The sequence below is a fragment of the Burkholderia sp. JKS000303 genome (genome assembly GCF_002563755.1).
Classification (GTDB): Bacteria; Pseudomonadota; Gammaproteobacteria; order Burkholderiales; family Burkholderiaceae; genus Burkholderia; species Burkholderia anthina_B.
Map to the genome: position 1 here is coordinate 2,733,750 of NZ_PDBZ01000001.1, position 26,421 is coordinate 2,760,170.

Annotated in this window: 23 protein-coding genes and 1 pseudogene; 11 read left to right on the forward strand and 13 right to left on the reverse strand. The window is 68.1% G+C overall.

The genetic code is table 11. The features are described 5' to 3' along the window. The first annotated feature begins 114 nt into the window (after positions 1–114). Complete coding sequence (gene kdpB / locus BX604_RS13130; RefSeq protein WP_098551166.1) at positions 115–2,172, forward strand: potassium-transporting ATPase subunit KdpB; 2,058 nt, start codon at positions 115–117, stop codon at positions 2,170–2,172. A gap of 34 nt (positions 2,173–2,206) precedes the next feature. Next, a complete protein-coding gene (locus BX604_RS13135; protein ID WP_098551167.1) occupies positions 2,207–2,905 on the forward strand; it encodes a response regulator in 699 nt (232 codons plus the stop codon). Positions 2,906–2,940: 35 nt separating this feature from the next. Here the strand turns inward: BX604_RS13135 and BX604_RS13140 are convergent, their stop codons facing one another. The 3 genes from BX604_RS13140 to BX604_RS13150 all read right to left on the reverse strand — a co-directional run bounded on the left by BX604_RS13140 (position 2,941) and on the right by BX604_RS13150 (position 8,468). After that, positions 2,941–3,594 carry a lytic transglycosylase domain-containing protein gene (locus BX604_RS13140; protein ID WP_098551168.1) on the reverse strand — a complete coding sequence of 218 codons (654 nt, stop codon included), beginning with the start codon at positions 3,592–3,594 and terminating at the stop codon, positions 2,941–2,943. Positions 3,595–3,708: 114 nt separating this feature from the next. Continuing rightward, positions 3,709–5,073 (reverse strand): DUF3999 domain-containing protein, encoded by a 1,365-nt coding sequence (locus BX604_RS13145; RefSeq protein WP_098551169.1) that lies wholly within the window; start codon positions 5,071–5,073, stop codon positions 3,709–3,711. Beyond that, positions 5,070–8,468 carry a DUF2339 domain-containing protein gene (locus tag BX604_RS13150; protein ID WP_098551170.1) on the reverse strand — a complete coding sequence of 1,133 codons (3,399 nt, stop codon included), beginning with the start codon at positions 8,466–8,468 and terminating at the stop codon, positions 5,070–5,072. Before BX604_RS13150 ends, BX604_RS13145 begins: the two co-directional genes overlap by 4 nt. Positions 8,469–8,943: 475 nt before the next feature. On the opposite strand from BX604_RS13150, the pseudogene BX604_RS13155 reads away from it, so the two are divergent. From BX604_RS13155 to BX604_RS13170, 4 genes and pseudogenes are all read left to right on the forward strand, one after another. Further along, a pseudogene (locus BX604_RS13155) lies at positions 8,944–10,235 on the forward strand (quaternary amine ABC transporter ATP-binding protein); the annotation flags it as partial. Next, positions 10,228–11,124 (forward strand): choline ABC transporter permease subunit, encoded by an 897-nt coding sequence (choW, locus tag BX604_RS13160; protein ID WP_098551171.1) that lies wholly within the window; start codon positions 10,228–10,230, stop codon positions 11,122–11,124. The pseudogene BX604_RS13155 and the gene choW, both read left to right, overlap by 8 nt. A 118-nt stretch (positions 11,125–11,242) precedes the next feature. Further along, entirely contained in the window at positions 11,243–12,241 is a 999-nt protein-coding gene (locus BX604_RS13165; RefSeq protein ID WP_098551172.1) for a GlxA family transcriptional regulator, read from the forward strand. A 110-nt stretch (positions 12,242–12,351) separates the two neighbouring features. Continuing rightward, positions 12,352–13,299 (forward strand): choline ABC transporter substrate-binding protein, encoded by a 948-nt coding sequence (locus tag BX604_RS13170; RefSeq protein WP_098551173.1) that lies wholly within the window; start codon positions 12,352–12,354, stop codon positions 13,297–13,299. A 123-nt stretch (positions 13,300–13,422) separates the two neighbouring features. Here BX604_RS13170 and BX604_RS13175 read toward each other — a convergent pair whose 3' ends face one another. The 3 genes from BX604_RS13175 to BX604_RS13185 form a co-directional block, all read right to left on the reverse strand. After that, complete coding sequence (locus BX604_RS13175; protein ID WP_098551174.1) at positions 13,423–14,400, reverse strand: GlxA family transcriptional regulator; 978 nt, start codon at positions 14,398–14,400, stop codon at positions 13,423–13,425. Between the two features lie 82 nt (positions 14,401–14,482). After that, complete coding sequence (locus tag BX604_RS13180; protein WP_098551175.1) at positions 14,483–15,940, reverse strand: amino acid permease; 1,458 nt, start codon at positions 15,938–15,940, stop codon at positions 14,483–14,485. A 52-nt stretch (positions 15,941–15,992) separates the two neighbouring features. After that, positions 15,993–16,793 (reverse strand): SDR family NAD(P)-dependent oxidoreductase, encoded by an 801-nt coding sequence (locus BX604_RS13185; RefSeq protein WP_098552857.1) that lies wholly within the window; start codon positions 16,791–16,793, stop codon positions 15,993–15,995. Positions 16,794–17,004: 211 nt separating this feature from the next. On the opposite strand from BX604_RS13185, the gene BX604_RS13190 reads away from it, so the two are divergent. After that, the gene (locus BX604_RS13190; protein ID WP_098551176.1) at positions 17,005–17,778 is read left to right on the forward strand and encodes an SDR family NAD(P)-dependent oxidoreductase; all 774 of its coding nucleotides are present in this window, start codon (positions 17,005–17,007) and stop codon (positions 17,776–17,778) included. Between the two features lie 3 nt (positions 17,779–17,781). After that, complete coding sequence (locus BX604_RS13195) at positions 17,782–18,483, forward strand: FadR/GntR family transcriptional regulator (protein WP_098551177.1); 702 nt, start codon at positions 17,782–17,784, stop codon at positions 18,481–18,483. 6 nt (positions 18,484–18,489) lie between these two features. Here BX604_RS13195 and BX604_RS13200 read toward each other — a convergent pair whose 3' ends face one another. Then, positions 18,490–18,915: a PACE efflux transporter gene (locus tag BX604_RS13200; protein ID WP_098551178.1), complete on the reverse strand. Its 426-nt coding sequence runs from the start codon at positions 18,913–18,915 to the stop codon at positions 18,490–18,492. A 146-nt stretch (positions 18,916–19,061) separates the two neighbouring features. On the opposite strand from BX604_RS13200, the gene BX604_RS13205 reads away from it, so the two are divergent. Then, complete coding sequence (locus tag BX604_RS13205) at positions 19,062–19,985, forward strand: LysR substrate-binding domain-containing protein (protein WP_098551179.1); 924 nt, start codon at positions 19,062–19,064, stop codon at positions 19,983–19,985. Positions 19,986–20,035: 50 nt separating this feature from the next. On the opposite strand, the gene BX604_RS13210 is transcribed toward BX604_RS13205, so the two are convergent. The 3 genes from BX604_RS13210 to BX604_RS13220 form a co-directional block, all read right to left on the reverse strand. Further along, a complete protein-coding gene (locus BX604_RS13210; protein WP_098551180.1) occupies positions 20,036–21,184 on the reverse strand; it encodes a WD40/YVTN/BNR-like repeat-containing protein in 1,149 nt (382 codons plus the stop codon). 56 nt (positions 21,185–21,240) lie between these two features. Further along, a complete protein-coding gene (locus BX604_RS13215; protein WP_098551181.1) occupies positions 21,241–21,510 on the reverse strand; it encodes a MoaD/ThiS family protein in 270 nt (89 codons plus the stop codon). A 355-nt stretch (positions 21,511–21,865) separates the two neighbouring features. Then, positions 21,866–22,555 carry an aspartyl/asparaginyl beta-hydroxylase domain-containing protein gene (locus BX604_RS13220; protein ID WP_098551182.1) on the reverse strand — a complete coding sequence of 230 codons (690 nt, stop codon included), beginning with the start codon at positions 22,553–22,555 and terminating at the stop codon, positions 21,866–21,868. Positions 22,556–22,793: 238 nt separating this feature from the next. On the opposite strand from BX604_RS13220, the gene BX604_RS13225 reads away from it, so the two are divergent. Both BX604_RS13225 and BX604_RS13230 read left to right on the forward strand, forming a co-directional pair. Further along, on the forward strand, positions 22,794–23,150 hold the full coding sequence (locus BX604_RS13225; protein ID WP_098551183.1) for a DUF4148 domain-containing protein: 357 nt from the start codon (positions 22,794–22,796) through the stop codon (positions 23,148–23,150). A gap of 71 nt (positions 23,151–23,221) precedes the next feature. Then, positions 23,222–23,509, forward strand: coding sequence for a DUF4148 domain-containing protein (locus BX604_RS13230; RefSeq protein WP_098552858.1), 288 nt, complete (start codon positions 23,222–23,224; stop codon positions 23,507–23,509). A gap of 50 nt (positions 23,510–23,559) precedes the next feature. Here BX604_RS13230 and BX604_RS13235 read toward each other — a convergent pair whose 3' ends face one another. The 3 genes from BX604_RS13235 to BX604_RS13245 all read right to left on the reverse strand — a co-directional run bounded on the left by BX604_RS13235 (position 23,560) and on the right by BX604_RS13245 (position 26,283). Then, complete coding sequence (locus BX604_RS13235) at positions 23,560–24,087, reverse strand: cytochrome b (RefSeq protein ID WP_098551184.1); 528 nt, start codon at positions 24,085–24,087, stop codon at positions 23,560–23,562. Positions 24,088–24,157: 70 nt separating this feature from the next. Continuing rightward, on the reverse strand, positions 24,158–25,627 hold the full coding sequence (locus BX604_RS13240) for an ATP-binding protein (protein ID WP_098551185.1): 1,470 nt from the start codon (positions 25,625–25,627) through the stop codon (positions 24,158–24,160). After that, positions 25,624–26,283, reverse strand: a complete 660-nt coding sequence (locus tag BX604_RS13245; RefSeq protein ID WP_098551186.1) for a response regulator — start codon at positions 26,281–26,283, stop codon at positions 25,624–25,626. Before BX604_RS13245 ends, BX604_RS13240 begins: the two co-directional genes overlap by 4 nt. Positions 26,284–26,421: the final 138 nt, after the last annotated feature.

Consider the following 26,421-nt stretch of genomic DNA (forward strand, 5'->3'; position numbering starts at 1 on the left):
TGCCGGATGTCGCCGCGTCGATGCGCCGGCAAAAGGAAAACCGCCATGTCTCCCGCCCCTGTGACAAGCCCGCACCCCGATCGTCCCGGCCATCCGCGCACGGCCGTCCGCTCGATGTTCGATCCCGCGCTGGTGCGTCCCGCGATCGCCGACGCGTTCCGCAAGCTCACGCCGCGCACGCAGTTCCGCAACCCGGTGATGTTCTGCGTGTACGTCGGCAGCATCCTGACGACGCTGCTGTGGATCGCCGCGCTGTTCGGCCAGGCCGAGGCGCCCGCCGGCTTCATCGTCGCGATTGCGCTGTGGCTGTGGTTCACGGTGCTGTTCGCGAACTTCGCCGAAGCGCTCGCGGAAGGGCGCTCGAAAGCGCAGGCCGCATCGCTGCGCAGTGCGAAGCATAACGTCGTCGCGAAGAAGCTTGCCGTGCCGCACGGGAAGGCCGACGTCGAGGTGATGGCATCGACCGACCTGCGCCGCGGCGACGTCGTGCTGATCGAGGCCGGCGACACGATTCCGGCCGACGGCGACGTGATCGAAGGCGTCGCGTCGGTCGACGAGTCGGCGATCACCGGCGAGTCCGCGCCGGTGATCCGCGAATCGGGCGGCGACTTCTCGTCGGTGACGGGCGGCACGCGCGTGCTGTCCGACTGGATCGTCGTGCGGGTGGCGGTCAATCCGGGCGAAGCGTTTCTCGACCGGATGATCGCGATGGTCGAAGGCGCGAAGCGCAAGAAGACGCCGAACGAAATCGCACTGACGATCCTGCTGGTCGCGCTGACGATCGTGATGCTGCTCGCGACCGCGACGCTGCTGCCGTTCTCGATGTTCTCGGTGGAGGCGATGAAGGCCGGCCACGTGGTGACGATCACCGCGCTCGTCGCGCTGCTGGTGTGCCTGATCCCGACGACGATCGGCGGGTTGTTGTCGGCGATCGGCGTGGCGGGGATGAGCCGGATGATGCAGGCGAACGTGATCGCGACGTCGGGCCGCGCGGTGGAAGCGGCCGGCGACGTCGACGTGCTGCTGCTCGACAAGACCGGCACGATCACGCTCGGCAACCGCCAGGCGTCGGCGTTCGTTCCCGCGCCGTTCGTGACCGAGGAAGCGCTGGCCGATGCCGCGCAACTGTCGTCGCTCGCCGACGAAACACCGGAAGGCCGCAGCATCGTGGTACTCGCGAAGCAGCGCTTCAACCTGCGCGAGCGCGACATGCAGGCGCTGCATCCGGTGTTCCTGTCGTTCAGCGCGCAAACGCGGATGAGTGGCGTCGATCTTCCAGGGCGCGAGATCCGCAAGGGCGCGGCCGACGCGATCACGCACTACGTCGAAGCGCATGGCGGGCGCGTGACGCGCGAGATCGACGCGGTCGTGGCCGACATCGCGCGCCGCGGCAGCACGCCGCTCGCGGTCGCGGAGCAACGCGACGGCGTCGCACGCGTGCTCGGCGTGATCGAGCTGAAGGACATCGTGAAGGGCGGCATCAAGGAGCGCTTCGCGGAGCTGCGCAAGATGGGCATCAAGACCGTGATGGTGACGGGCGACAACCGGCTGACGGCCGCGGCGATCGCGGCGGAGGCGGGCGTCGACGACTTCCTCGCGGAAGCGACGCCGGAAACCAAGCTCGCGACGATCCGCGAGCACCAGGCGGCCGGCCGGCTCGTCGCGATGACGGGCGACGGCACCAACGACGCGCCGGCGCTCGCGCAGGCCGACGTGGCGGTGGCGATGAACACCGGCACGCAGGCGGCGAAGGAAGCCGGCAACATGGTCGACCTCGACTCGAATCCGACCAAGCTGATCGAGATCGTCGAGATCGGCAAGCAGATGCTGATGACGCGCGGCTCGTTGACGACCTTCTCGATCGCGAACGACGTCGCGAAATACTTCGCGATCATCCCGGCGGCGTTTGCGACGACCTATCCGCAACTGCGCGTGCTCGACGTGATGCACCTTGCGTCGCCGGCGTCGGCGATCCTGTCGGCGGTGATCTTCAACGCATTGATCATCGTCGCGCTGATCCCGCTCGCGCTGAAGGGCGTGCGCTATCGTCCGCTCGGCGCGGCGCCGCTGTTGCGCCGCAACCTGCTGGTGTATGGCCTGGGGGGCGTGCTGCTGCCGTTCCCGTTCATCAAGCTGATCGACATGGCGCTGGTCGCGTGCGGATGGGCGTGAACATGCGCGCGCACCGGGGCGGAGGCGCCGTCGCATGAGCGAACCGAGCGTCGTCATCGTGATCGTCGACGATGACCGGTTCATCCGGCATTTCGTCCGGGTTGCGCTGAGGGCCGAGCAGATGAGCGTCTGCGAAGCGGCGACCGGCGTCGCGGGCGTGGCGGCGGTCCGCACGCGCCACCCGGACCTGATCGTCGCGGACACGAACCTGCACGATCTCGGCGGCACCACGCTGATCCACGCATTGCGGGCCTGCTCGGCCGCACCGCTGATCGTGCTGTCGGCGCTCAGTGCGGAACGCGACAAGGTCGCGGCGCTCGACGCTGGCGCGGACGACTACCTGACGAAGCCGTTCGGCGCGGCCGAGCTGATCGCGCGGATTCGCGCGCACCTGCGGCGGCAGGCCGGCGGTGGCCGCATCGAGCCGATGCGGGTGCGCTTCGGCGACGTGATCGTCGATCTCGGCGACCGTCAGGTATTGCGTGGCGGTGCGCGCGTGCATCTGAGCCCGATCGAATACCGGCTGCTCGCCGTGCTCGCGCATCATGCGGGACGCCTGCTGACGCACGACCGTCTGCTGAACGAGGTGTGGGGCGCGGCGCACGACAAGGACGCCCACTATCTGCGTGTGTACGTCGGCCATCTGCGGCGCAAGCTCGAATGCGATCCGCGCAGGCCGCAGCACATCGTGACGGAAACGGGCGTCGGCTATCGGCTGGCCGGTGCGCAGTAGCGCGACGCCGCGCGCGGGTCGTCGTGCATGCAGGCTCAGGGGTTCGCGGCGGTTCTCGGCTCGCCGAGCGGTACGCCGTTCGAGCGGCGCAATTGCGCATCGAATTGCTGCACGCGCAGGGCCACGCGCTGCGCATAGCGCTTCGTGCCGCCGTTGTAGCGCACGAGCGCGGATTCGACGTCGCCGTCCGCATCGTCGAGATAACCGTGGAAGATCGCCGCGCCGATCTGCACGTTGGTCGCCGGATCGGACAGGTCCTTCACATGCGCGACGAGGTCGCGATGCGCGGACGGCAGCACCTGCATCAGGCCGCGCGCGCCGGCGACGCTGACCGCATGGCGATCGAAACCCGACTCGACGGCGATGATCGCGAGCAGCAGCGCGGGCGCGAGTCCGTAGCGGTCCGATTCGGTCTGTACCGCGCGGGCGATCGTGCATGCGTCGGCATACGCGACATGAAAGCGGGTACGCAGCGTGGCCACGATCGCATCGAGTGCGGGGGAGGGCGACGCAGCGGGCGTGGCGACGGCGGTGGGGGTTGACGACGCCGTCGGCGTCGTGTCGGCACGGGCCGCCGGCGTGACCGCCAGCACAAGCATGATCGGCACGGCGGACAGCAGTTGCCTCAGCGGCAGGGCCGGGCGCGTGCGCGGGAACGGAAGGTCATGCGATGGGTACGTGTCCTGCATGTCGTCGCATCGTGGTTGCGATGCGACGACTGTACGCAGTTACCCGTTGCGATCGTCGAAAGATACGGGGGCGGCGGATAAAAGGTGCGTAAAGAGTCCGATGAACGCGCGGAGTCACTCGTCGCGATTGCGTGCGCCGCCGTCGCCACTGCCATCGCCGCGCGCGAGGCGCCACGCAATCGTCCCCAGCACGCCGACCGCGACGACCAGCGCGCCCCACAGCACGTAACGGCGCGTGGCGTCCGTATCGGCGGCCTGCTCCGGCGGGGCCTCCGATACCGGCAACGCCGCGCCGACGCGGGCGGGCCGGACTTCGGGCGCCATGCCGACCAGCAGCGCATCGCGGCTCACCGCCGACGACAGCAGCGCCGCATTGCCGACGCCGAGCGTGAACGGTGGCGTGCCGCGCGCGACGAAGGTCAGCGCGGCCGGATGCCAGCCGACCGAGACGGCCGGCTGGCCGCCGCCGAGCCCGCCGTTGCGCATGTCGACGACGATCCGCCATGCGCGGTCCGGATCCGACGGGAATTCGAGCGGCGGATTGCGTTGATCGCCGCCCTTGCCCTGCAACCTGAACAGCACGGCGTCGGCAACGTCGCGCCACGGCGCCTGCGCGTCGGGGCGGCTCTGCAGCGTTGCGCGCGCAACGGTATTCGGTTGCGGCAGGTCGATCCGCACGCGGTCGACCGGATAGGCACCGTCGGTCTCGAACAGATATTCGCCGGGCGCGCTGCCGGCGCGCGCGTGCGTGACGTCGCGCCATTGGCGCGGCACGGCCGCCGCGTCGGTCGAGCGTGCATCGCGCGGATGCGTCTCGACGTCGACCGACCCGATCGCGGGTGCGCCGTCGAGCCAGTCGAGCCGCAGGTAGCGCGGCCCGGCGCCTTCGAGCGCGATGCGTTCCTGCACCAGCATGTCGCCGCCGCGCCCGACCTTCAGCAGTTGCGTGCTGCCGAGCGAGCGCCAGCTGCGCAGGTCGTCGCTTGCCGCGACGGCGACGCGCCCCTGGTAGCTGTCGTCGTTCACATGCACGAGCAGCGCGTCGATTTCGCCGTCCGCATGCGACAGGTCGACGAGATCCGACGCATGCTTCGCGCGCGCCGGCACGGTGGCGGCCGCGCGCAGCGAGCCGTCCGGGCCGACCGACACGCCGAGCGGCGCGTGGCTGTTGTCGGTGCGGGCCGGCGGCAGCGGGAACCAGTGCACCGGCGTGCGCGACGGCGCCACCGCGGCCGCGGCGGGCGCATCGAGGGAATACGGCACGGGCTCGCCCGCGCTGTTGAAGATGCGCACGTCGCCGAGATCGTCGCGCCGGCTGCCCGCATAGACGGCTTGCGGCACGGTGAGCTGGTAATACGCGGCGCTGCCGTCGAGATCGAGCGAGAAGCGATGTGCGACGCGTTCGGCGCCCGACGTGCCGTCGGCCGCCGCGAACGACGTCAGCAGGCTCAGGCCGAGCAGGGCTGCGAGTCGTTTCATGGTTGGTGGTCGTTGCGTTGGGCCGCGGCCTTCGGCGGCAGCGGCGAGAAATAACCGATCAACAGCAGCAGCACGCCGATGCCGATGAACGACACGATGCGCTCGATGCCGGTGACGTGCGACAGGTCGAACAGGAACAGCTTGATCACCGTGAGCGCGAGCAGCGCGGCGCCGACGAACCACAGCGCACGCAACCCGCGACGCGTCGCCCAGATCATCGTCGCGAGCGCGCAGACCGTCCAGTACACGGACAGCGACGCCTGCACGAGCGTCGATTCCGCCATTGCATCGAATGCGTACGGCACGCCGGTCCAGTGATGCAGCGTGCGCAGCAGGATCGCGTTCAGCCACAGGAACGCCGTCGCGCCGGCCGCGCCGAGCAGCCCGACGCGATAGTTGTCGAACGCCCAGCCGAGCTTGCGCGCGCGCACGAACCACGACGCGGCGAGCGCATAGACGACCACGAGCACGAGATCGAGCGGATTGAGCAGCGGGATGCGCGCCCAGCTGCCGCCGTCCTGCGTGAAGTTCGCGTAGAAGGTCCAGACCCACATCACGACGATCAGCGGCAGTGCCGCGAGCGCGCACACGCGTGCGATGCCGTCGCGGCGCACGAGCCACATGCCGGCGAACGCGAACAGGCTCCAGCCGACCATGAACACCTGCTGGATGCCGAACGACGACAGCACGGTGTCGATGTCGTAGCCGAAGTGGAACCGCTGATGCAGCGTGCGCAGCAGCAGCGCGTTGAACCACAGGAACACGGTCGCGAGCGCGGCAAGGTCGATCGCGAGCGGATGCCACGTGACGCCGAGCGTCTTCAGCCGGCGCAGCCACGTCGCGAACCCGACGAAGATCAGCAGTTGCGCGACGTCGAGCGGATTGAGCAGCGGCAGCCAGAACAGCGGCGACGCGTCGCCGTCGCTCGTCACGCTGGCGATGCTCCACAACCACAGCAGCGCGGCGAGCGGTGCGGCGCCCCATATCTGATAGGCGCGCGGGAAGGCGGCAATCGGCCAGCGCAGGCGCGTGCCGGGGCCGGACACCAGCAGGAGCAGCGCGCCGAAGCCGTAGGCCCATGCGCTCCAGCTCCACGCGCCTTCGGGGACGAACGCGCGCAGCCGCCAGAAGCCTTCGAGCGAGAACAGCCCGCACAGCGTCCAGAAAGTCAGCGTGTGCAGCGGCGCGAGCACGCCGGCGGGGATGGCGGTCGCACCGGCCGAGGTCGCGCCCGACGTGCCGGCCGCTGCCGTATCGCGCGACTGGCGCCACAGCAGCGCATAGCATGCGACGACGGCGATCGGCCACGCGAACGCGCCCATGCCCGACAGCGGCGCTTCGTGCGCATCGAACGCGCGCAGCGCGAGCAGCGCCAGCACCGGCGTCAACGCGAGCGCCGGCCATTCGGCGATCGGCCACGCGAGCTTGCGGCGCGCGAGGTGGGCGAGCCAGGCGGTGCCGGCCGCGAACAGCGCGGTGGTGTCGACGACGAAGCGGTCCGCATGCAGGTCGACGTGACGGCTCGCATAGACGAGGATCTCGTGCAGCCCGCCGCTCACCCACCACAGCAGCCCCCACGCCGCGGCGGCCGCGCCGACCTCCGGCATCCATGCGTGCCACGCGCGCGCTTCGTCGCGCCCGTGCAGCCACCAGCCCGTGAACAGCCCGGCGAGCGCGATCAGCAGCATCGCGATATACGGGCTGTTGAGCACCGGCAACGCGTTTGCGTCGACCGGCCCGAGCACGCTCGTGAAGAACGCGCCGGCCGCGGCCACCTGCATCAGCAGCCCGAAGCCGAACGGCGCGAGGCGCTTCTCGCGCACGCCGACCCATACGATGGCCGCGCCTTCGATCGCCCATGCGGCGCTCGTCGTCGGGCCCGAGAACGCGAGCGGCACCGCCAGCGTCGCGAAGATCACCGCGAGCGCGAGCATCGCTTCGAACAGAAACGCGAGGCGATCGCGGCGCCGCGCGAGCCAGGCGGCGACGGCGACGTAGAACGCCGACAGCGCGACGGCGCTCCACGCGAGCCCGAACGGCATGTCCTTCACGAGCGCCGCCTGCAGCGCGGTCGCGACGATCGGCGTGCCGAACACGAGCGTGCCGTCCACATAGTGACGCAGCGCGAGTTCGCGTTTGACCGCATAGAGCAGCGCGATGCCGACATACATCAGGAAGAACAGGATCAGGAACGGCTCGGTGCTCGCGAACAGCGCGGGGCGGTAGGCCGTCACGCCCCACGCGGAGCCGATCGTGAACGTGAACACGAAGCCGAGCAGGTTCAGCGGGCGCCATGCCTTGAACCATGCGATCGCGAAGATGCCCGTGTTCAGCAGCGCGTAGTAGCTGAACAGTGCGATGTGGCTGCCGTGGCCGGTCGACAGCAGCACCGGCGCGAGAAAGCCGCCCGCGCTCCCCATGAACGCGAGCGGCAACGCATTCTGTCTGACCGCGAGGAACGCGCTCAGCGCGCACACCGCGACCATCAGCGGGAACGCCGCGCCGACGGGCAGCAGCGGGTAGAGCTTGGTCGCGGCGAAGATCGTCAGATACAGGATGCCGATGCCGCCGCCTTGCAGCACGAGGCCGTACGCGGCGCGGCGCGCACGCACGCGCCAGCCGATCGCGAGCAGCGCGGCCGCGGCGAGCGCGGTGCCTGCCAGGCGGAATTCGATCGGCAGCAGGTTGTTGTCGGCCGCGTACTTGAGCAGGAACGCGACGCCGAAGAACAGCACGATGATCCCGACGCGCACGACCGTGTTGCCGCCGAGCAGCCAGTCGCGCGCGGCGCGGAACGCGCGTTCGGCGAGGTCGGGTTCGCGCGGCTTCGGCGGGGCGGGCGGGGTAGCCGGAGCGGGGCGCGCGGTCGTTGCGGGCGCATTCATCGGTGCGCGGGTGGCCGCGTCGGCGTCGCGCGTGCGCGGCGTGGCGACGGCAGGTGCGGGAGCCGGCACGGACGACGACGAACCCGCACTCGCGGCGGCAGGCTGCGTCGACGGTCGTGGCGCAATGGCGGCGGCGGGTGGCGCGACGATGGCGGACGAAGACGTCGACGGTGTTTGCGCCGTGCTGCCGGCCGCCGCTGCACCGGCCTTCGCGCCGGCGAGCTGGCCGCGCAGCACATCGAGCTCGCGCGTGAGGGTGTCGACCGTGGCTTCGAGACGCGCGACGCGATCGGCGAGCGTCGCGGGCGGCTGCGGTGGCGTCGCTGCGGTGGTGATGGCGAACGCGTCGCGTGCGGTGTTGTCGTTCTTGCGCTTGCGTTGCAGCAGCGCGTGGCCGAGACAGAACCCGACCGCCGCCCCGAGCAGCGCGCCGTTGGCGGCCGAAAAATCCCCGAACAATGCAGCGATACCGCCCACGATGAAACCGATTGCGGCAAAAGCCCAATTCATCGCCTTGCTCCCTCTCTCATTTCGTTATCGTGCTTCGATCATGGTGCGCCCGATCGAGGCTGTTTCGGCATGGCCGGCAGGCGAACCGGCATGCGCGCACTCCGGCGCGGTGCGGCGTGCGCAAGGCGCCGCGACGTCGCGATCAGTGTATTTGCCGGCAATGTATCACAGCGGCCATGCGGGATTTTCAGGGTTGCGGACGGGCCGTCAAACGTGGCTGTCTGGCTGTTGCGGCGCGCGGTTTTACGTACGGTCATGCTTTTTGTCCGGATGCGACCGCGATACGGTCCGATCGGACGTGAAATTGTCGCAAAGCGACGCGCGGCCGATGCGCTTTGACGCAAAACATCATCGGTTGCGCGTCGCGCTGCTGCGCACAAGTCTCACGCGCGATGCCCGTCGTTGCTGGCCCTGCGCGTATTGCATTGCCGCAAACGGGTGCTGCCGCATGCCGCGGCCCGCCAGGCGGGGCTGCCGGCCGTGTCGTATTTGCGCAAGCGTTTGTCGTAATTCGTCGGCAGGTCGGGGTTTTTTCTGGCAACTATGTAGGCACGCTATGACACGCGTGAGTCCCCGCTACACGAGGAGAAGGTTTCGATGGATGCCCCCAAGGTCGTGGTCGAAGGTCTGTGCAAGGTGTTTGGAAGTAACCCGCAGCAGGCGCTCGACATGCTCGCCGCCGGCTCGACGAAAGACGAAGTGCTCAAGCGTACCGGTCAGGTCGTCGGCGTGCACAACGTATCGTTCGACGTGCAGGAAGGCGAAATATTCGTGCTGATGGGCCTGTCGGGCTCCGGCAAGTCCACTCTGATCCGCCTCGTGAACCGGCTGGTCGATCCCAGCGCCGGCAAGGTGATGATCGACGGGCTCGACGTCGCGTCGGCACGCCGCTCGGCGCTGACTGCGCTGCGCCGCAAGGACATGAGCATGGTGTTCCAGTCGTTCGCGCTGATGCCGCATCGCACCGTGGTGTCCAACGCCGCGTTCGGCCTGGAGGTCGCGGGCGTCGGCAAGAAGGAGCGCGAGCGCCGTGCGATGGAAGTGCTCGAGCAGGTCGGTCTCGCCCCGTTCTCGAACAAGCTGCCGTCCGAGTTGTCGGGCGGGATGCAGCAGCGCGTCGGTCTCGCCCGCGCGCTGGCCGTGAACCCGTCGCTGATGATCATGGACGAGGCGTTTTCCGCGCTCGATCCGCTCAAGCGCCGCGAAATGCAGGACGTGCTGCTGCAACTGCAGAAGGAGCAGCGCCGCACGATCATGTTCGTGTCGCACGATCTGGAAGAGGCGCTGCGCATCGGCAACCGCATCGCGATCATGGAAGGCGGCCGGCTCGTGCAGGTCGGCACGCCGCAGGACATCATCACGAACCCGGCCGACGACTACGTGCGCGCGTTCTTCGACGGCGTCGACACCAGCCGCTACCTCACGGCCGGCGACCTGATGCAGACGGGTGCCGTGCCGATCGTGTCGAAGTGCGATGCCGCGAACGTCGCGGCGACGCTGAACGGCAACGCCGAATACGCGTTCGTGCTCGACGCCGCACGCAAGATCCGCGGCTTCGTCACGCGCGAGGCGATCGGCCAGGACACGCCGTCCGTGCGCCCGATCGAAAGCATCCGGCGCGATGCGTCGCTCGAACACGTCGTCGCGCGCGTGGTCGCGAGCGCGAATGCGCTGCCCGTCGTCGACGACGACGGCTGCTACTGCGGCTCGGTCGACCGTGCACTCATCCTGAAGGCCATCACGCGTTCGCGAGGCTCCCATGTCTGAAATGATTCCGCTCGGTACCTGGGTCGACCAGTCCGTTCACTACCTGCTGGACCATGACGCGGCGACGTTCGATGCGATCGGCCGCGCGATCGAGGGGCTTGCAGCCTTCGTCGAGCACAGCCTGCAGGCGATCCCGATGTGGCTGATGATGGCGATCTTCATCGGTATCGGTCTGTGGCGCGTGGGCTGGCGCTTTGCGCTGTTCACCACGTTGTCGCTGCTGCTGATCTTCGCGACGGGCTTCTGGGATCAGACCGTCATCACGCTGGGCCTCACGCTGTCGTCGACGATCATCAGCCTCGTGCTCGGCATTCCGCTCGGCATCTGGGCCGCGAAGAGCAAGTGGGTTGCTGCGATCGTGCGTCCGATCCTCGACCTGATGCAGACGATGCCTGCCTTCGTCTACCTGATTCCGGCCGCGATGCTGTTCGGTCTGGGCCGCGTGCCGGGGATCCTGTCGACGGTGATCTTTGCCATGCCGCCGGCCGTGCGCCTGACGAGCCTCGGTATCCGTCACGTGAACCGCGAGATCGTCGAAGCCGGCCAGGCATTCGGCTGCACGCCGTGGCAACTGCTGTACAAGGTGCAGTTCCCGAACGCGCTGCCGTCGATCATGCAGGGCGTGAACCAGACGATCATGATGGCGCTGTCGATGGTGATCATCGCGTCGATGGTCGGTGCGGGCGGCCTCGGCAACGACGTGCTCGCCAGCATCCAGCGTCTCGACATCGGCCTCGGCTTCGAAAGCGGTCTGTCGGTCGTGCTGCTCGCGATCATTCTCGACCGCATCACCGAGAGCTTCGGCCGTGCGCCGGGCACCGTGAAAGCACCGCTGTTCGCGGGCCTGAAGCAACTGTTCCGCGGCAAGGCAACGCCCGTGCAAGCGTGACCTGCTGGCGGCCGGCAAGTCTTCCGGCCGCCTTCCCTGATTCGATACCGGCTTCCGCGGCATCCGCCGCGGGGCTGACTGCCTGCAACCCGCTCAACCCGTTCGCCAGGAGCCCGATGTGACGTCCGCCGCCGCCGTTGCGCCCGCCGCTTGCGTTTCACCGGTTTCGTCGCTCGCCCATTTCGGCTTCCTGACGCTGCCGAATTTCTCGATGATCGCGTTCTCGAGCGCCGTCGAGGTGCTTCGGATGGCGAACTACGTCGGGCGCGCCGACCATTACCGGTGGTCGATCTACTCGCTCGACGGCGCGCCCGTGCATGCCAGCAACGGCATCGCGGTGCGGCCGACCCAGGCGCTCGACTACACGAGCCTGCCCGACGTGATGATCGTGTGCGGCGGCATTCGCATCCGCGACGTGGTCGACGACGGTGCGCGCGACACGCTCGCGGCGCTCGCCGAACGCGGGCTGCCGCTCGGCGGCATCTGCACGGGCGCGTATGCGCTGATGTCGGGCGGGCTGCTCGACGGCTATCGCTGCACCGTGCACTGGGAGAACCTGTCGTCGCTGCACGCGGAGTTTCCGCACGTCGGGTTCGCCGACGAGCTGTTCGTGGTGGACCGCGACCGGCTGACCTGCACTGGCGGCACCGCGCCGCTCGACCTGATGCTGAACCTGGTCGGCATGCGCTTCGGCCAGCAGCTCGCCGCGCAGGTGTCCGAGCAGTTCATTCTCGAACGCATCCGCAGCTCGACCGACACGCAGCCGATTCCGGTCGATGCGCGTGTGGGCTTCTCGCGCGCGGAGCTGATCGAGGTCGTGCGGCTGATGGAAGCGAACATCGAGGAGCCGCTGTCGCTCGAGGAACTCGCACGGCTCGTGCGCCTGTCGCAGCGGCACCTGCAGCGCATGTTCAAGGTGTACCTGAACGTGTCGCCGACCCACTATTACCTGACGCTGCGCCTGAAACGCGCGCGTGACCTGCTGCGTACGACCGACGCGTCGATCGCACGCGTGACGACGACCTGCGGCTTCCATTCGCCGTGTCACTTCAGCAAGGCATACCGCGCGCAGTTCGGCCACGCGCCGAGCTACGAGCGCCGGTTGCCCGGGCGCTGAGACTGCCGCGCGAACCCTATTCGGTCCGCGACGCCGCCGGGATCGCGGCGCGCGGTTTCTATAAACGATCCCGCATCCATGCAAACGACGTCACCTTGAGGAGAAGACAAATGAAGCGCCTATTGATCGCAGCGGTATGCGGGATCGGGATAGCCGCGCCGACGTCGGCCGTTTATGCGGCCGACCCGCCCGTGTGCAAGAACGTGCGCTTCGCGGACGTGGGCTGGACCGACATCGCGGCCACCACCGGCCTCGCGGCGACGATGCTGCAGGGCCTCGGCTACGCGCCGACCAAGACGATCGCATCGGTGCCGATCACGTTCGCTGGCATCAAGAGCAAGCAGATCGACGTGTTCCTCGGCTACTGGTCGCCGACGATGGACCCGATGATCCAGCCGTTCACGAAGGCCGGCACGATCAAGGTGCTCGCGACGCCCAACCTGACCGGCGCGAAATACACGCTGGCCGTGCCCGACTACGTGTACCAGGGCGGCCTGAAGTCGTTCGCCGACATCCAGAAGTACGCGGACAAGCTGAACGGCAAGATCTACGGGATCGAGCCGGGCAACGACGGCAATACGCTGATCAAGAAGATGATCGACGGCAACCAGTTCGGCCTCGGCAAGTTCAAGCTGGTCGAGTCGAGCGAGGCCGGGATGCTGGTCGAGGTGAACCGCGCGATCCGCGACAAGCAGTGGATCGTGTTCCTCGGCTGGGAACCGCATCCGATGAACGTGCAGATGAAGATCGACTACCTGAGCGGCGGCGACAGCGTGTTCGGCCCGAACTACGGCGAAGCGAAGGTGCTGACGGCCACGCCGCCCGACTACGCGCAGCGCTGCCCGAACGTCGCGAAGTTCGTGTCGAACCTGCAGTTCACGACGTCGATCGAGAACCACGTGATGGTGCCGATCATGAACAAGGAAGACCCGAACAAGGCGGCTGCCGAGTGGCTGAAGGCGAACCCGCAATCGCTCGACAAGTGGCTGGCCGGCGTGACGACGCTCGACGGCAAGCCGGGTCTGCCGGCCGTGAAGGCGTATCTCGGCGTGCATTGAGCGGTCGGGTTACAGCATGGCTTGCCGGCTGTGACGCATGGATGGGCTGATGCGGATCGCGAGGGCCGGGGCGGGATGACTTCCTGCCCCGGCCCTCGCGGCATGGTGCGTGCCGAATTCCGGTCAGCCGCCGCGCGCATCGGCTTCGATCAGTGCCGCGCGCCTTTTCCGCTCGATGCCGGGCGCGCAGCCGAAGGCTTCCCGATAATTCCTGCCGAAGTTCGAGATCGACTTGAAGCCGCAGACGGTGGCGATATCGCAAATCTGCATCCCCGTCTGCAGCAGCAACTCGCGCGCACGCTTCAGCCGAAGCGTGACGTAGTAGTGGGCGATCGTCGTGCCGAGCGCGTCGCGGAACAGCCGCTGGATCTGGCGCACCGAAATCCCGGAGCGCAGCGCGAGATCGTCGCCGGATAGCGGATCCTCGATGTTCTCTTCCATGATGTCGATCACGTCGAAGATCACGCGGTTCGCGGAGCCGAGCCGGGCCACGAGCGGGATCGTCTGCAACGAATCAGTATTGCGCAGGTTCTCGACGATGAAGAAGTCGGCGATTTCCGCGACCCGCGCCGGGCCGACCTGATCCGAAATCAGCTCGAGCATCATGTGCAGCGGCGCGAGCCCGCCCGCGCAGGTCACGCGATTGCGGTCGATCACGAACAGCCGCTTCGAGAATTCGATGTCGCGGAACGTTTCGCGGTGCGCGAACAGGTGCTCCCAATGGATCGCGCACGGATATCCGGTCATCAGGCCGGCCTTGGCGAGCACGTATGCGCCCGTGCAGATGCCGCCGAGCACGACGCCCTGGCGATCGAACTGCCGCAATGCCGTCAGGTGATCGCGGGTCGTCGCATCGTGCACGTCGTTGCCGCCGCAGACGAACACGATGTCCGGCCTGACGAGTTCCCTCACGGCCGTGGTGTCCAGTGCGATCCCGTTGCTCGCATCGATCCTTCCGCCGTCGATGCTCGCGAGCGACCACGCATATTCGTCGGTCTCGCGCAGCTGATTCGCCGCCCGCAACACTTCGAGCGCATTCGTGAATGCGATCATGTTGAAGTTGGGCATCAGCAAAAAGCAGAAGTTGAACAGGGGCTTCATGTCGGTCGAGGCGGGACGGGGCCCTCCAAATGGAAAAACGAGGCGGGCCGCATGCACTGCGGCCCGCCTCGCGATTGTAGTGTTATTCCGCGCTCAGGCGGTTCGACGACAGATCGAGCTTCGCCATTTGAATCAGGCCGGCGATCAGGATCACGACCAGCGAGATGACGATCAGCCAGTTCTCGAACCAGCCGGCCTCCGGCGTGCGCGGCCACGCGAGGTCGACGATGGATGCCACCCCGAACGCGAGTGCGACGAGCTTGATCAGGATGCCTTTCGCGCCGAGCCGGAACGCGCCGTCCGATTGCCACCCGCGCAGGCTGGCCAGCAGCGATGCGAGCACGACCATCTGGAACGACGTGTAGATGCCGGTGGTCGCGAAGCTGATGATCTCGGTTGCCGCGTTCGCGGAAATGAAGCCGACCGACAGCACCAGGATCGTCAGCACGGCGGTCGTCCAGATCGCCGCTACCGGCTGCTGCCGCGTGCCGCTGAGGCGGCCGAGGAAGCGGGCGCCGACGATCATGTTGTCGCGGCCGAGCGAGAACATCAGGCGGCTGATCGACGCGATCACCGACGCCACGGCGCTGACGACCACGGCGAGCAGGCAGCCCATCGTGAACTTCAGCCCGAGCGGGCCCATCGCCTGCTGGATCGCGGCGCTGGCCGGATCGGCGACCTTGCCGCTGAGCGCGCCGGCCAGATCCGGAATCGCGAACAGCAGACCGACCGTCATCAGCAGCGCGGACGTCCCGCCGCACACGATGGTCAGCAGCATCGCGCGCGGCACGGCGTGGGAGGCGCCGTCGACTTCCTCGGCGAGGTCGCCGCACGCTTCGAAGCCGTAGAAGATCCAGATGCCGATGAGGCCGGCCGCGAACAGCGCGGGCAGGTAGTTTCCATGCGCGACGTTGAACGTGTTCCACAGAATCGACACCGGCTGCACGCGTGCGAAGAACAGCATGTACACGCCGCACACGATGAGCCCGGCGATGCCGGCCCACACGCCGATTTCCGTGGCCTTCGCGAGCACCCGGGTGCCCGCGAAGTTCGCGAGGATCGCGATGACGGCAATCGCGATCCCGGCGATCGCGTTGAAGGTCGGCGTCGCGGGGGCGCCCAGCAGGCTCGCGAGGAACGGCGCGCCGCCGGCGGAGATCCCGGCGCCCGTGCCGATCAGCGCGAACAGATAGATCCACGCGGTCAGGAAGCCCCAGCGCGTGCCGCCGAACTGGCGCGCCCACTGATAGATGCCGCCGGCGATCGGGTAGGCCGACGCGGCTTCGGCGAAGACCAGGCACACGAACGCCTGGCCGGCGAGCACGACGAGCATCGTCCAGAAGAACGGCGGCCCCGCGGCGACCAGCGCCGTCGAGAACAGCGCGAACACGCCCGCCATCGGGCTCATGTATGAATACCCGAGGGAAAAGTCGGCGAAGAGGCCGAGGACGCGGCGGAATTGCGGCTGATAACCGAGCGCCAGCAACCTGCTGTCTTCGCTGTCGTGCGCATCGGAGCGCGCGTTTGCTCTATCGTGCATTTTGGATTCCTGACCTGTTTGGGTGGCGGGAAGCGGGGAGTACTACGGATGACTAGCCTTTCGAATACCAGCCGTTGTCGACGTAAAGGGCGGCGCCATTGACGAAGCTGGCGTCGTCGGACAGCAGGAACAGCGCGGCCGAGGCGGCTTCCTCGGCTTCGCAGATCCGCACTTGCGTATCGGCGAGGCCCGCGTCTTCCCATTTCTGGCCGAGCCGGTCGAGTTCGTCGATCTCGCGCAGCCCGTGCGCGGTGCGGACGAATCCCGGACAGATCGCGTTGCAGCGGATGCCGTTGCCGCGATACTCGGCCGCGATCGAGCGCGCGAGCTGCAGCACCGCGCCCTTCGTCATGCAATAGACGCTTTCGAGCGCGAACCCTTTCTCGCCGCCGATCGACGACGTGATCACGATGCTGCCCTTGCCGCGCGCGACCATGCCCGGCAGCACCGCGCGGCAGGTGAGGAACGCCGAGCGCGCATTGATCGCCATCAGCCGGTCGTATTCGTCGTCCGTCGTCTCGTGCAGCGGCTTCACGACGATCGTGCCCGCGTGGTTGAACAGGCAGTCGATCCAGCCGAGCGACTCGGTGGCGGCGCGGACCGCGGCCGTGACCTGCGCGGAATCCGATGCGTCCGCCTGATGGAAGGACGCGCGGCCGCCGTTGCTGCGGATTTCGTCGACCACCTGCTCGCCGGCATCGCGCGCGATGTCGACGATCGCCAGCTCGGCGCCGTGCGCGGCGAACAGCAGCGACGCGGCGCGGCCCATCCCGCCGGCGCCGCCGGTGATCAGCACCTTCCGGTCGCGCAGGCGGCCCGGGTTGATCGAAGGGGTCAGAAGGCCATCGGTCATGCGTTCCATCATCCGTCCTTTTGGTCTAATGGTCTAAAAGAAATACCAGTAGACCTCGCGGAAATATCCGTGTCAACGGTCTCGATACAAGGGAGAACCATGAGTCCCGTCGGCGCGGAGGGGGCGAAAAATGGGGCCGCGAAGCGCTTGATCGTTGTCGTGGCCGCGCGGTATTCTCGGTGCCTCCTCATCATTGGCACATCGGTGATCCATGACGCCCCGAGATCGACTTGCCGGACGTGTTGCGCTGATCTCAGGCGGCGCGAATGGTGCCGGCGCTTCGTCCGTGCGATTGTTTGCCCAGGAATCGGCCAGGGTCGTGATCGTCGACAAGGACGTCTCCGCCGGCCGCAAGCTGGAAATGGAACTGCTGGCGAAAGGGTACGAAGTCGCGTTCGTCGCGGCCGACGTGTCGAAGCCGGATCAGGCCCAGCACGCGGTCGAGCAGGCGATCGCGCGATTCGGCCAGATCGACATCCTGTTCAATCACGCGGGCATCATCATCGTCAAACCGTTCCTCGAATTCTCGATCGACGAGTGGGACGAGATGATGGAGAACAACGCGAAGAGCGTGTTCCTGATGACGCGCCTCGTGCTGCCCGAGATGCTGAAGCGCGGCTACGGCGTGATCGTCAATACGTCGTCGTCCGCGGTGCGCGCGGCGACCCATCTGGAATCGGTGTACTGCGCATCGAAAGCGGCGATGAACCAGCTCGCGCGCGCGATCGCGGTCGAATATCGCGATCGCGGCATTCGATGCAACACGCTGTGCCCGAGTTTCGTGCGGACCAAGCACGGCGAGCACGAGATCGAACAGTTGCGCGCATACGGCGTGTTCGCATCCGAGCGCGACGTGAACGTGATGCAGGGGCGAATCTGCGAGCCGGAAGAGGTCGCGAGCGTCGCGCTGTTCCTCGCGAGCGACGAGTCGAGCTTCGTCAACGGCGCGGAAATTTTCGTCGACAACACTTTTACGGCGGTTTGACAGATGCTGTGGGGGCTTCAACCGGTCGAGCAGCAGCCGGCCTACGGGCTGGCCGTCGAGGTGTTGCGTCGCCAGGTCCATCTCGGCCACCTCGAAGCGGCCGAGCGCCTGCCGGCCGAGCGGTCGCTGGCGGAACAGCTCGGCGTATCGCGCGTGACGCTGCGCGAAGCGCTGCGGGTGCTCGAAGCCGAAGGCTACTTCGTCGTGCGGCGCGGCCCGCAGGGCGGCACGTTCGTGAACGACGTGGATGCGCTCAGGGAGCTGTCCGCTCGCCGCATCGGCCGCGATCCGGGCATGGTGATGCGCGTGCTCGAGTTCCGCGACGCGAACGAGACGACCGCCGCGCGCCTGGCCGCCGCGCGCCGTACGCCAACCGATCTGTCGAATCTCGAAGCGGCGCTCAAGCCGATGCGCGCCGATGACGCGCCCGCCCGGCTGCGGCGCGCCGAGGCGATGTTCCATCTCGCGATCGGCGACGCGTCGCACAATCCGTTGCTCGCGAAGTCGATCGAGGAAGCGCACGCAGCGCTGTTCGTGGTGCCCGACGAACGCGGCAACGCGGCGCTGAAAAAGCGCGTGCTCGATACGCGCGAACGGCTCTTCGCCGCGATTCGCGATCGCCGCGGACAGGACGCCGAGGAGGCCGCGAAGGACGTCATCGCCGCCGATCGCGCGCGGATGCAGGTGCTCGCGCGGATCGCGTAGCGCGCGTCACGGCCCCTTGGTCGCCGCCGGCACGTCGAACACGCGATCGAACGCCCACTGGAACACGAACGCGTAACAGAAGAAGAACGCGAACAGCCCGACGTCGACGACGAACGCGTCGAACCACGAGATGTCGAGCCACCACGACACGACGGGCACGAGAATGAAGATCAGCCCGCCCTCGAAACCGGTCGCATGCAGGATCCGCCGCCCGAGCGTGCGCGCGGGCTGCCGGCGCGAGGCTTCCCAGCGCTCGAACAGCGCGTTGAAGATCATGTTCCACAGCATCGCGATCGCCGACATCGTCGCCGACAGCGCGCCCGAGTAGACGAGGTTCTGCTTGAACAGCGTCGCGATCACGGGCGAGATGCAGGTAATGGCGATCGCTTCGTAAAGCACCGCCTGCGTGATCCTGCGCGGTAGGCCTTGCACGTCGTGGCTCCGGATCAATGGTTGCGGCCGCGGCACCGTACCGCGACGTCCGCCAAGGCTACCCGCGTTGCGCGCCCGCATCAATTCACCTAATCTCACGCGGATTGAATCGAATTCAACCGGCCCGACCCGGCCCGCGAGGCCCCGTGTTCTCCAGAATCCCCCTGACCGCATTGCGCGTATTCGAGTCGTCGGCGCGGCTCGGCACGTTCAAGGCGGCCGCCGACGAACTGTCCGTGACGCCGGCCGCCGTGTCACACCAGATCAAGTCGCTCGAAAGCCGGCTCGGCGTGCTGCTGTTCGCGCGCGGCGCGAGCGGCGTGCGGCTCACGGACGACGGCGAGCACCTGTTTCGCGCGTGTCACGACGCGTTGCTCGGGTTGAGCCGCGGGCTCGACGCGCTGCGGCCTGCGGAGGCCGGCGAGCGCACGCTGGTGCTGACCACCACGCCCGCGTTCGCCGCGATGTGGCTGATCCCGCGGCTCGGCCGGTTCCGTCGCGTCGATCCGCACCTGCACATCAAGGTCGAAACCGGCAATGCGCTCGTCGATCTCGAACGCGACGCGCGGATCGACCTGGCGATTCGCGCGACGTCGCGCACGTTCGCGGCGCTGCACGAGGTCGCGCTGATCGACGAGTATTTCGGCGCGTATGCGGCGCACGACTTCGACGTCACGCGCACGGACGAGCGGATCGCCCTGATCGAGACCACGTGGGATACGCCGCTGCCCGTAACGATCGACTGGCCGTCGTGGTGTTGCGCGGCCGGGCGCGACGCGTGGCTCGAGCGCGCGCTGTTTCGCCACTTCGACGACGAGCATTACGCGCTGCAGGCCGTGCTGCACGGGCAGGGTGTCGGGCTGCTCAGCTCCGTGCTGGTCGCCGAGCATGTCGAGCGCGGTGCGCTCGTCGCGATCGATCCGTCGGTGCGGCTGGCGGGCGCGCGTTTCGTCGCGCTGTGCCGGCCGGGGAGAGAGCGTGAGCCGCAGGTGCGGCGGTTTCTCGACTGGCTCGAGGCGGAAATCGCACGGACGCGTGCGGCAGTCGCACGGATCGCGCCGGGGGCGTGAAGCAACGGTCCGGCGCTTGCGTTCCGCATGGGGCGCATGCAGGTCGTTCGTTACCCGAAGCGCACGCAATACACCGGCGGCAAATGCGCCGATACCTGCCGCCAGTTCCCGCCGCCGTCAGCGGAGGTCCATAACCCGCCCGTCGTCGACGCCATCGCGAGGCGCGTGCCGGAATCATCCACGGCGAGCCCGTGCCGATACACGAGGTCGTAGGCCGGCACCGGCGGCAACCCGTTCGACAGGCTCTCGAAGCTGCGGCCGCCGTCGCGCGTGCGCGTGACGACGAACCGGCCGTTCACCGGAATCCGGCATGCATCCTTCACGGCCGGTACGAACCACGCGGTATCGGGGTCTGCCGGATGCACGGCGACCGCGAAGCCGAAGCTCGACGGCTGTGCTTCGATGCGTTGCCAGCGAACCGCGCCGTCGGTCGAGCGGAAGATCGCGCAATGATGCTGGGTCCACAGCACGTCGGGATTGGCCGCGCACTGGACGACGCGGTGCGGGTCCTGCACGTTGGGCTCGCCGCGCCGCTCGGGCGGCATGTAGTCGGCTTCCATGCCGTCGGCGCTGACGCGCCAGGTCGCGCCGCCGTCGAAGGTCTGCCAGACGCCGCCGCACGAGATGCCGATCGTCACGTGCCGGCTGTCGCGCGGATCGACCATCACCGAATGGATGCCGGGCGCGTCGTAGCCGCCGCCGAACCACTCGGGGCGCTCCGGGCGATCCCACAGTGCGCGGTTGAGCACCCACGAATCGCCGCCGTCGTCGGAGCGGAACAGTCCGCCGGGTATCGTGCCGGCCCACAATACGCCCGGCTCGTCGACGCCGCCGGTTTCGAGCGACCAGATCTGCCGAAGCGTCCAGGGCGGGCGCGGCGGGGCGGGCGCTTCGTCGTCCGCGTCGCCGGCGGCTGCGTGTGCGCCGAGATCGGCGCGCGGTGCGTCGGCGGGCTGCAACGGGTACACGGGAACCGCGCATTCTTCCCATTCGGCCGCGCCGGCGCGGCGGCGATGCAACTTGACGCCGAAATGGCCGAGATCGAGCGCCGCATACAGCGTGCCGTCGCGCGGGTCGGCGAGCGCCATGCTGACCGGGTCGCCAATGAAGTGCGGCTCGCCGAGCGACCAGCCGCCGTTGCGGTCGGCTTGCAGCACGAACAGGCCCTTGCGGGTCGCGACGAGCAGTCGATCGTTCATGTCGGGTGCCTCCGGTGGGCGCGGTCGGACGCCGGCTTCGGTGAGGATGGAACCCTTTATCCGCCGGACAACGCTTGCACGACGTAGACGCGGCTGGCGTCGCCGAGCGTATCGGACAGGTGCTGCCGGTCGCGCACCGGCTGGCCGTCGATGAACACCGACAGGTGCTTTCTCAGCGCGCCCTGGTCGTCGACGATGTAGCCGCGTAGCCGCGGCTGTGCGCCGAAGGCGGTTTCAAGCGCTTCGCCGAGCGTCCGTGCGTCGATGTCGCGTTCGGGCACGTCGATGTGCCGCTGGATCGACGCCGCGAAGAAGAGATGTGCCATGACAGTGGCTGGCAGAAGCCGTGCGGAAATGGGCGGGATGTCGGTTCTGTAGTTTAGGCGATCGTTCGGGACGGCGACGCAGCGATGTTGCTGCGTCGCGCAATGGCCGGTGCGCCCGTTCGCGCGCTATGCGTACTTGTCGCCTTCCGTACTCCGGATCGGATGCGTGTCATGGACGCAGAATCCGCTGGCGGATCTGCCCCGCGCGCTGTCGCCGCTGACGGCGTTCCAGGCGATGAATGCCTCACGCCGATGTGTACGCGCGAGGCCGGTGCGTCGTTGAAGTCGGTCACCGATCGCGCGCATGCGACGCTGGTCGCACTGTTTCCGGATCGGGCATGCGCCGGACGGTTTGCTAAACCGGGATCGACCGTCCCCGCACGCGGATCCCGAGCCGCACGATGCCGATTACCGCATTCGACAGCCACGTCAGCAAGCGCGGCATGCCGCGCCGGCGAATATCGAGCAGCAGCACGATCCGCACTTCGTCGCTGTCGTTCCACACCTCGTGCATGAACGTGTCGTCCCACAGCAGGAAGCGGCCTTCGTCGAGCCGGTATTCATGGCCGTCGACCTTCAGCACGGCGGCCGGCGAGCCGTCCGCGCGCTTCGGCATCGACAGCACCAGATAGCCGCGCAGGATGCCGCGGAACGGCCCGCGATGCGGCGGGATGTGCTTGCCCGGCGCGAGGAACGACAGCGAGGCGGACAGCACGTCCGGCGACGCCGCGACGATCGACGCGATGGTCGGGCAGCGCGACAGGTTGCGGGGAAACGGCTGGCCGTACGCCTGCATGATGAACATCCGCCAGTCGCGCGCATCGTTGGCCGAGATGTCGTACTGCTCGCGCATGATCTCGTGAAAGCGCGGGATGCGCGGCATGTCGCGCGCGACGGCGAACGCCTCCGCCTGGATGTCGGGCCATGCGTGGACGAAACGCTCGGCATCGGGAAACGCGGCCGTGTCGAGCACCGCGCCGCCGTCGATATGGCGGTCGTACAGCGTGCGAAGCCAGCCGGCGGCATAGTCGTAAGCGACGGACATGATCGAAGGGCGATCCACAAGGTGTCGTCAGTCTGCCCCACGCGCGGTGGAGGCTGCGTTACGTCAGGTTACGCCGGCTGACGAACGAATGACAGCAGGATGAACGGGCGACACCGATGGTCCGGAAAACGGGGAGATATCGCGCGCGTCGCCGCGCCCGCGTCCGGGAATAAACACGCGCCCGGCGTCGTCATACGGGATGTAGCACGTCGTCTCGTTGACCTCGGAGGAGTGGACCATGAACGGGTACTGGATGAAGGCCGCCACGGTGGCGGCAATGGCTTTCGCGGGCGTCGCGACGCATGCGTCGGCGCAGGCGCAGGCACTGACACGCGCGCAGGTCAGGCAGGAGCTGATCGACGCCGAACGGCACGGGCTGAGCTTCGTGACCGATACGTCGTATCCGGACGTGAGCCCGCTGTTCCGAGGGCAGGTCCAGCGCCTGCCGCAGCAGCAGGCCGAGGCCGCGCGCGGAAACGAGCCGGCAGCGACTTCCGATGCGGGAAGGCCGGCGGCGACGCCATCGCGTCAGGGTTCGGGTTCGGCCGCGTGCGTCGGTCCGGAAAGCTTCTGCACGCCTTATTTCGGAAGCTGACGCATCAGCCCGCGTCGCCGGGCTCGACGTTCACAGCGGTTGATCGGTACGGAACATGGATGGAGTTCGTGATGAAGATATATATCGCACTACTGACGATGATCGGCGCGATAGCCGGTCAGCCTGCGTTCGCGCAGTCGTCCGCGCCGCTGACGCGCGCGCAGGTTCGCGAAGAACTGATTCGTCTGGAAGCGGCCGGGTACGACCCGTCGAAGGGCGACGATGGCGAATATCCCGCGGACATTCAGGCTGCGCAGGCGCGGGTCGCGGCGCAGGAGCAGGAGCAGGAGCAGGCGAGGATGGCGGCATCCGGCGCGCGTGCCGTCACTCCGGGTATGCCGTCGCAGGCCGGAAACTAGGCGCCCGCACGAAGGCGGGGCCGCCCAGTTTCATGCCTGCGGCGCGGGGATCACCACGGCATCATGCGCTGCATCACGCCGTCGCGCAGCACGAAACGATGCGCGAGTGCGGCCGCCACGTGCAGGCAGATACCGCCGAACAGCACCCATGCGAGGATGCCGTGCACGTCGCCCATCGCATGACCGAATCCGGAGCCGGCTGCCGACAGCGCCGGCAACGGCACGATCCCGAGCAGCGTCACGCTCCATGCGCGCGACGACGCGTTGATCCAGCCGAGCAGCGGCACCGCGACCAGCAAAACGTAGAGGGCGACGTGCGTCGCACCGGACAGCGTGCGCATCACCGGCGACAGGTCGTCGGGAGGCGGACGGTGCGTCGCGCGCCAGAGCACGCGGGCCGCCATTGCCGCGAGCAGCGCGGCGCCGACGATCAGGTGGGCGGCGATCAGGCCGACCGGTTGCGTGTCGCGATGCACGTCGGGCATCGTCCAGCCGATCGCAAACTGCACGACGATCAACGTCACGATCAGCCAGTGGAGAAGACGCGCAACGGCGTCGTATCGGGCAGGTCTGGACATGGGGACACCTGACGAATGGCGGGGAGGGTATCGGTGGGGCGGATTCTACGGGGGAATCCTTAACGAAACGTTAAGCCCCCGGCGTCGCGTGCGATCGGTCGGCGCTCGCCTGGGCCGGTGCGCCGGCCGGCCCCGACCCGGCCTCGTCTGTGGAGGGCAGCGCGATCACGATGCCGAGACCTTGGCCGTCGATACCGGTTTCGAAGCGCACGGTGCCGCCGAAATAATGCGCGATACGGGTGACGATCGACAGCCCGAGCCCGCTGCCCGGCGACTGTGCGCCGCTGCCGCGATAGAAGCGGTCGCCGAGCCGTTCATGCTCGCCGGGGGCGACGCCCGGCCCGTCGTCGCGCACGACGATGCGCTGTACGGCGCCGTCGTCGTGCACACCGAGCGCGATGTGTCCGCCGCGGTGTCCGTACTTGATCGCGTTGTCGATCAGGTTGTCGAGCAGGATGCCGATCAGGATCGGATCGGCCGGAACCGCGCGCCCGGGTGCGCCGGTCGCCACGATGTCGACGGCATGGTCCGACGCTTTCGCGGCATGACGGTCGATGGCCGCGTCGACGAGTTCGCGCAGGTCCACGGCGCGCGCCGGAATGCGTTCGTATTCGTCGAGCCGCGCGAGCAGCAGCAACTGCTCGGCAAGCCGCGCGCTGCGGTCGACGCCTTGCACGACGCGCTGCATCGCGAGCTGCTTGCGCGCCGGATCGTCGGTCGCGAGCGCCACCTGGGCCTGCACCTTGATGGCGGCCAGCGGCGTCTTGAGTTCGTGCGCCGCGTCCGACGTGAACGCGCGCTCGCGCACGATCGATTGCCGCAGGCGGGCCAGCAAGCGGTCGATCGCGTCGACCAGCGCGCGCACTTCGTCCGGCACGGTGACGACGCCGAGCGGTTCCAGCGATCGCGCATCGCGCGCGCCGATCAGCGTCGACAGCGTTTTCAGCGGCGCGAGGCTGCGCCCGATCATGTACCACAGCAGGAGCGCGAGCACCGGCAGCGCGACGACCAGCGGCAGCACGATGCCGCGCGCGATGCCGGTCGCCAGGTCGCTGCGCGTATTGGTCGGCTCGATCACGCGTACCCATCGCCCCGACACGTCGTCGCGCAGCGCGTACGTGCGCCACGGTGCATCGTGGACGACGATCGTCACCGGCGCATCGTGCGCATCGTGTGCATCCGCCGACCCGGCGGCGCCCGCCGGCAGGCTCGATGCAACGACCTGGCCCTGCGCATCGCGCACTTCGAACAGCACGTCGCGCGGCAGGCGGTCGCCGTCGGTATCGGTTGCGGCGTCGCGTCTCGCTGCGCCGCGATCGAGTTCGACGCGCGCGTCGGGCGGGACGCGCGCGAGGCGATCGAGATCGGCCGGCGACAAGTTGACCAGCAGCGACGCGTATTCGACGAGACGCGCGTCCTCCCATTCGCCGATTTCGCGCGTGGCGTGCCGGAAGCTGCTGAACACCGCGACGAGCCACACCACGGTCACGCAGCCGAGCGCCATCAACGAGACGCGGCGCCGTATCGAGCGCGAGATCATGGTTTGTCGACGACGTAGCCGATGCCGCGCACGGTGCGGATCAGGTCCGCGCCGAGCTTCTTGCGCAGGTTCGAAACATGAACCTCGATCGCATTGCTTTCGATGCCTTCCTGCCAGCCGTACAGGCCGTCCTCGAGACGCGCGCGCGACTGGGGCGTGCCCGCGTGACTGACGAGCTGGACGAGGATGCTCCATTCGCGCGATGTCAGCGCGATGCGCGACGCATCGCGGGTGACCGTATGGGCGGCCAGGTCGATCGTGATGTCGCGCCAGACGATTTCGTCGCCGGCGCGGCCCTGCGAGCGGCGCACGAGCGCACGGCACCGGGCGAGCACTTCGGTCAGCTCGAACGGTTTCGCGAGATAGTCGTCGGCACCGTCGTCGAGGCCGCGGACGCGGTCGGCCACGGTGCCGCGCGCGGTCAGGACGAGCACCGGCGTCGTATCGCCCGCATCGCGCAACGCGCGCAGCAGTTCCGATCCGGATTTCCCGGGCAGCCCGAGATCGAGCACGACGAGCGCGAAGCGCGTCGTCGCGAGTGCCGCGGCGGCGGCGTGGCCGTCGCGCAGCCAGTCGACGTGATAGCCGGCCTGGCCGAGGCTGATCTCGAGGCCGCTGCCGATCAGGTCGTCGTCTTCAACAAGGAGGAGTCGCATGGTCGATCCGTGTGCACGCGTGTGCGATTGTACGAGCGTGGCTGCGCGTTCGTGCAACGGAACGTAATCGCCCCGCCTCGCCCGCCGCCCGATTCTGAAGAACGCTTAAGGTTTGCCGCCGGCATTCCCGCTACCATC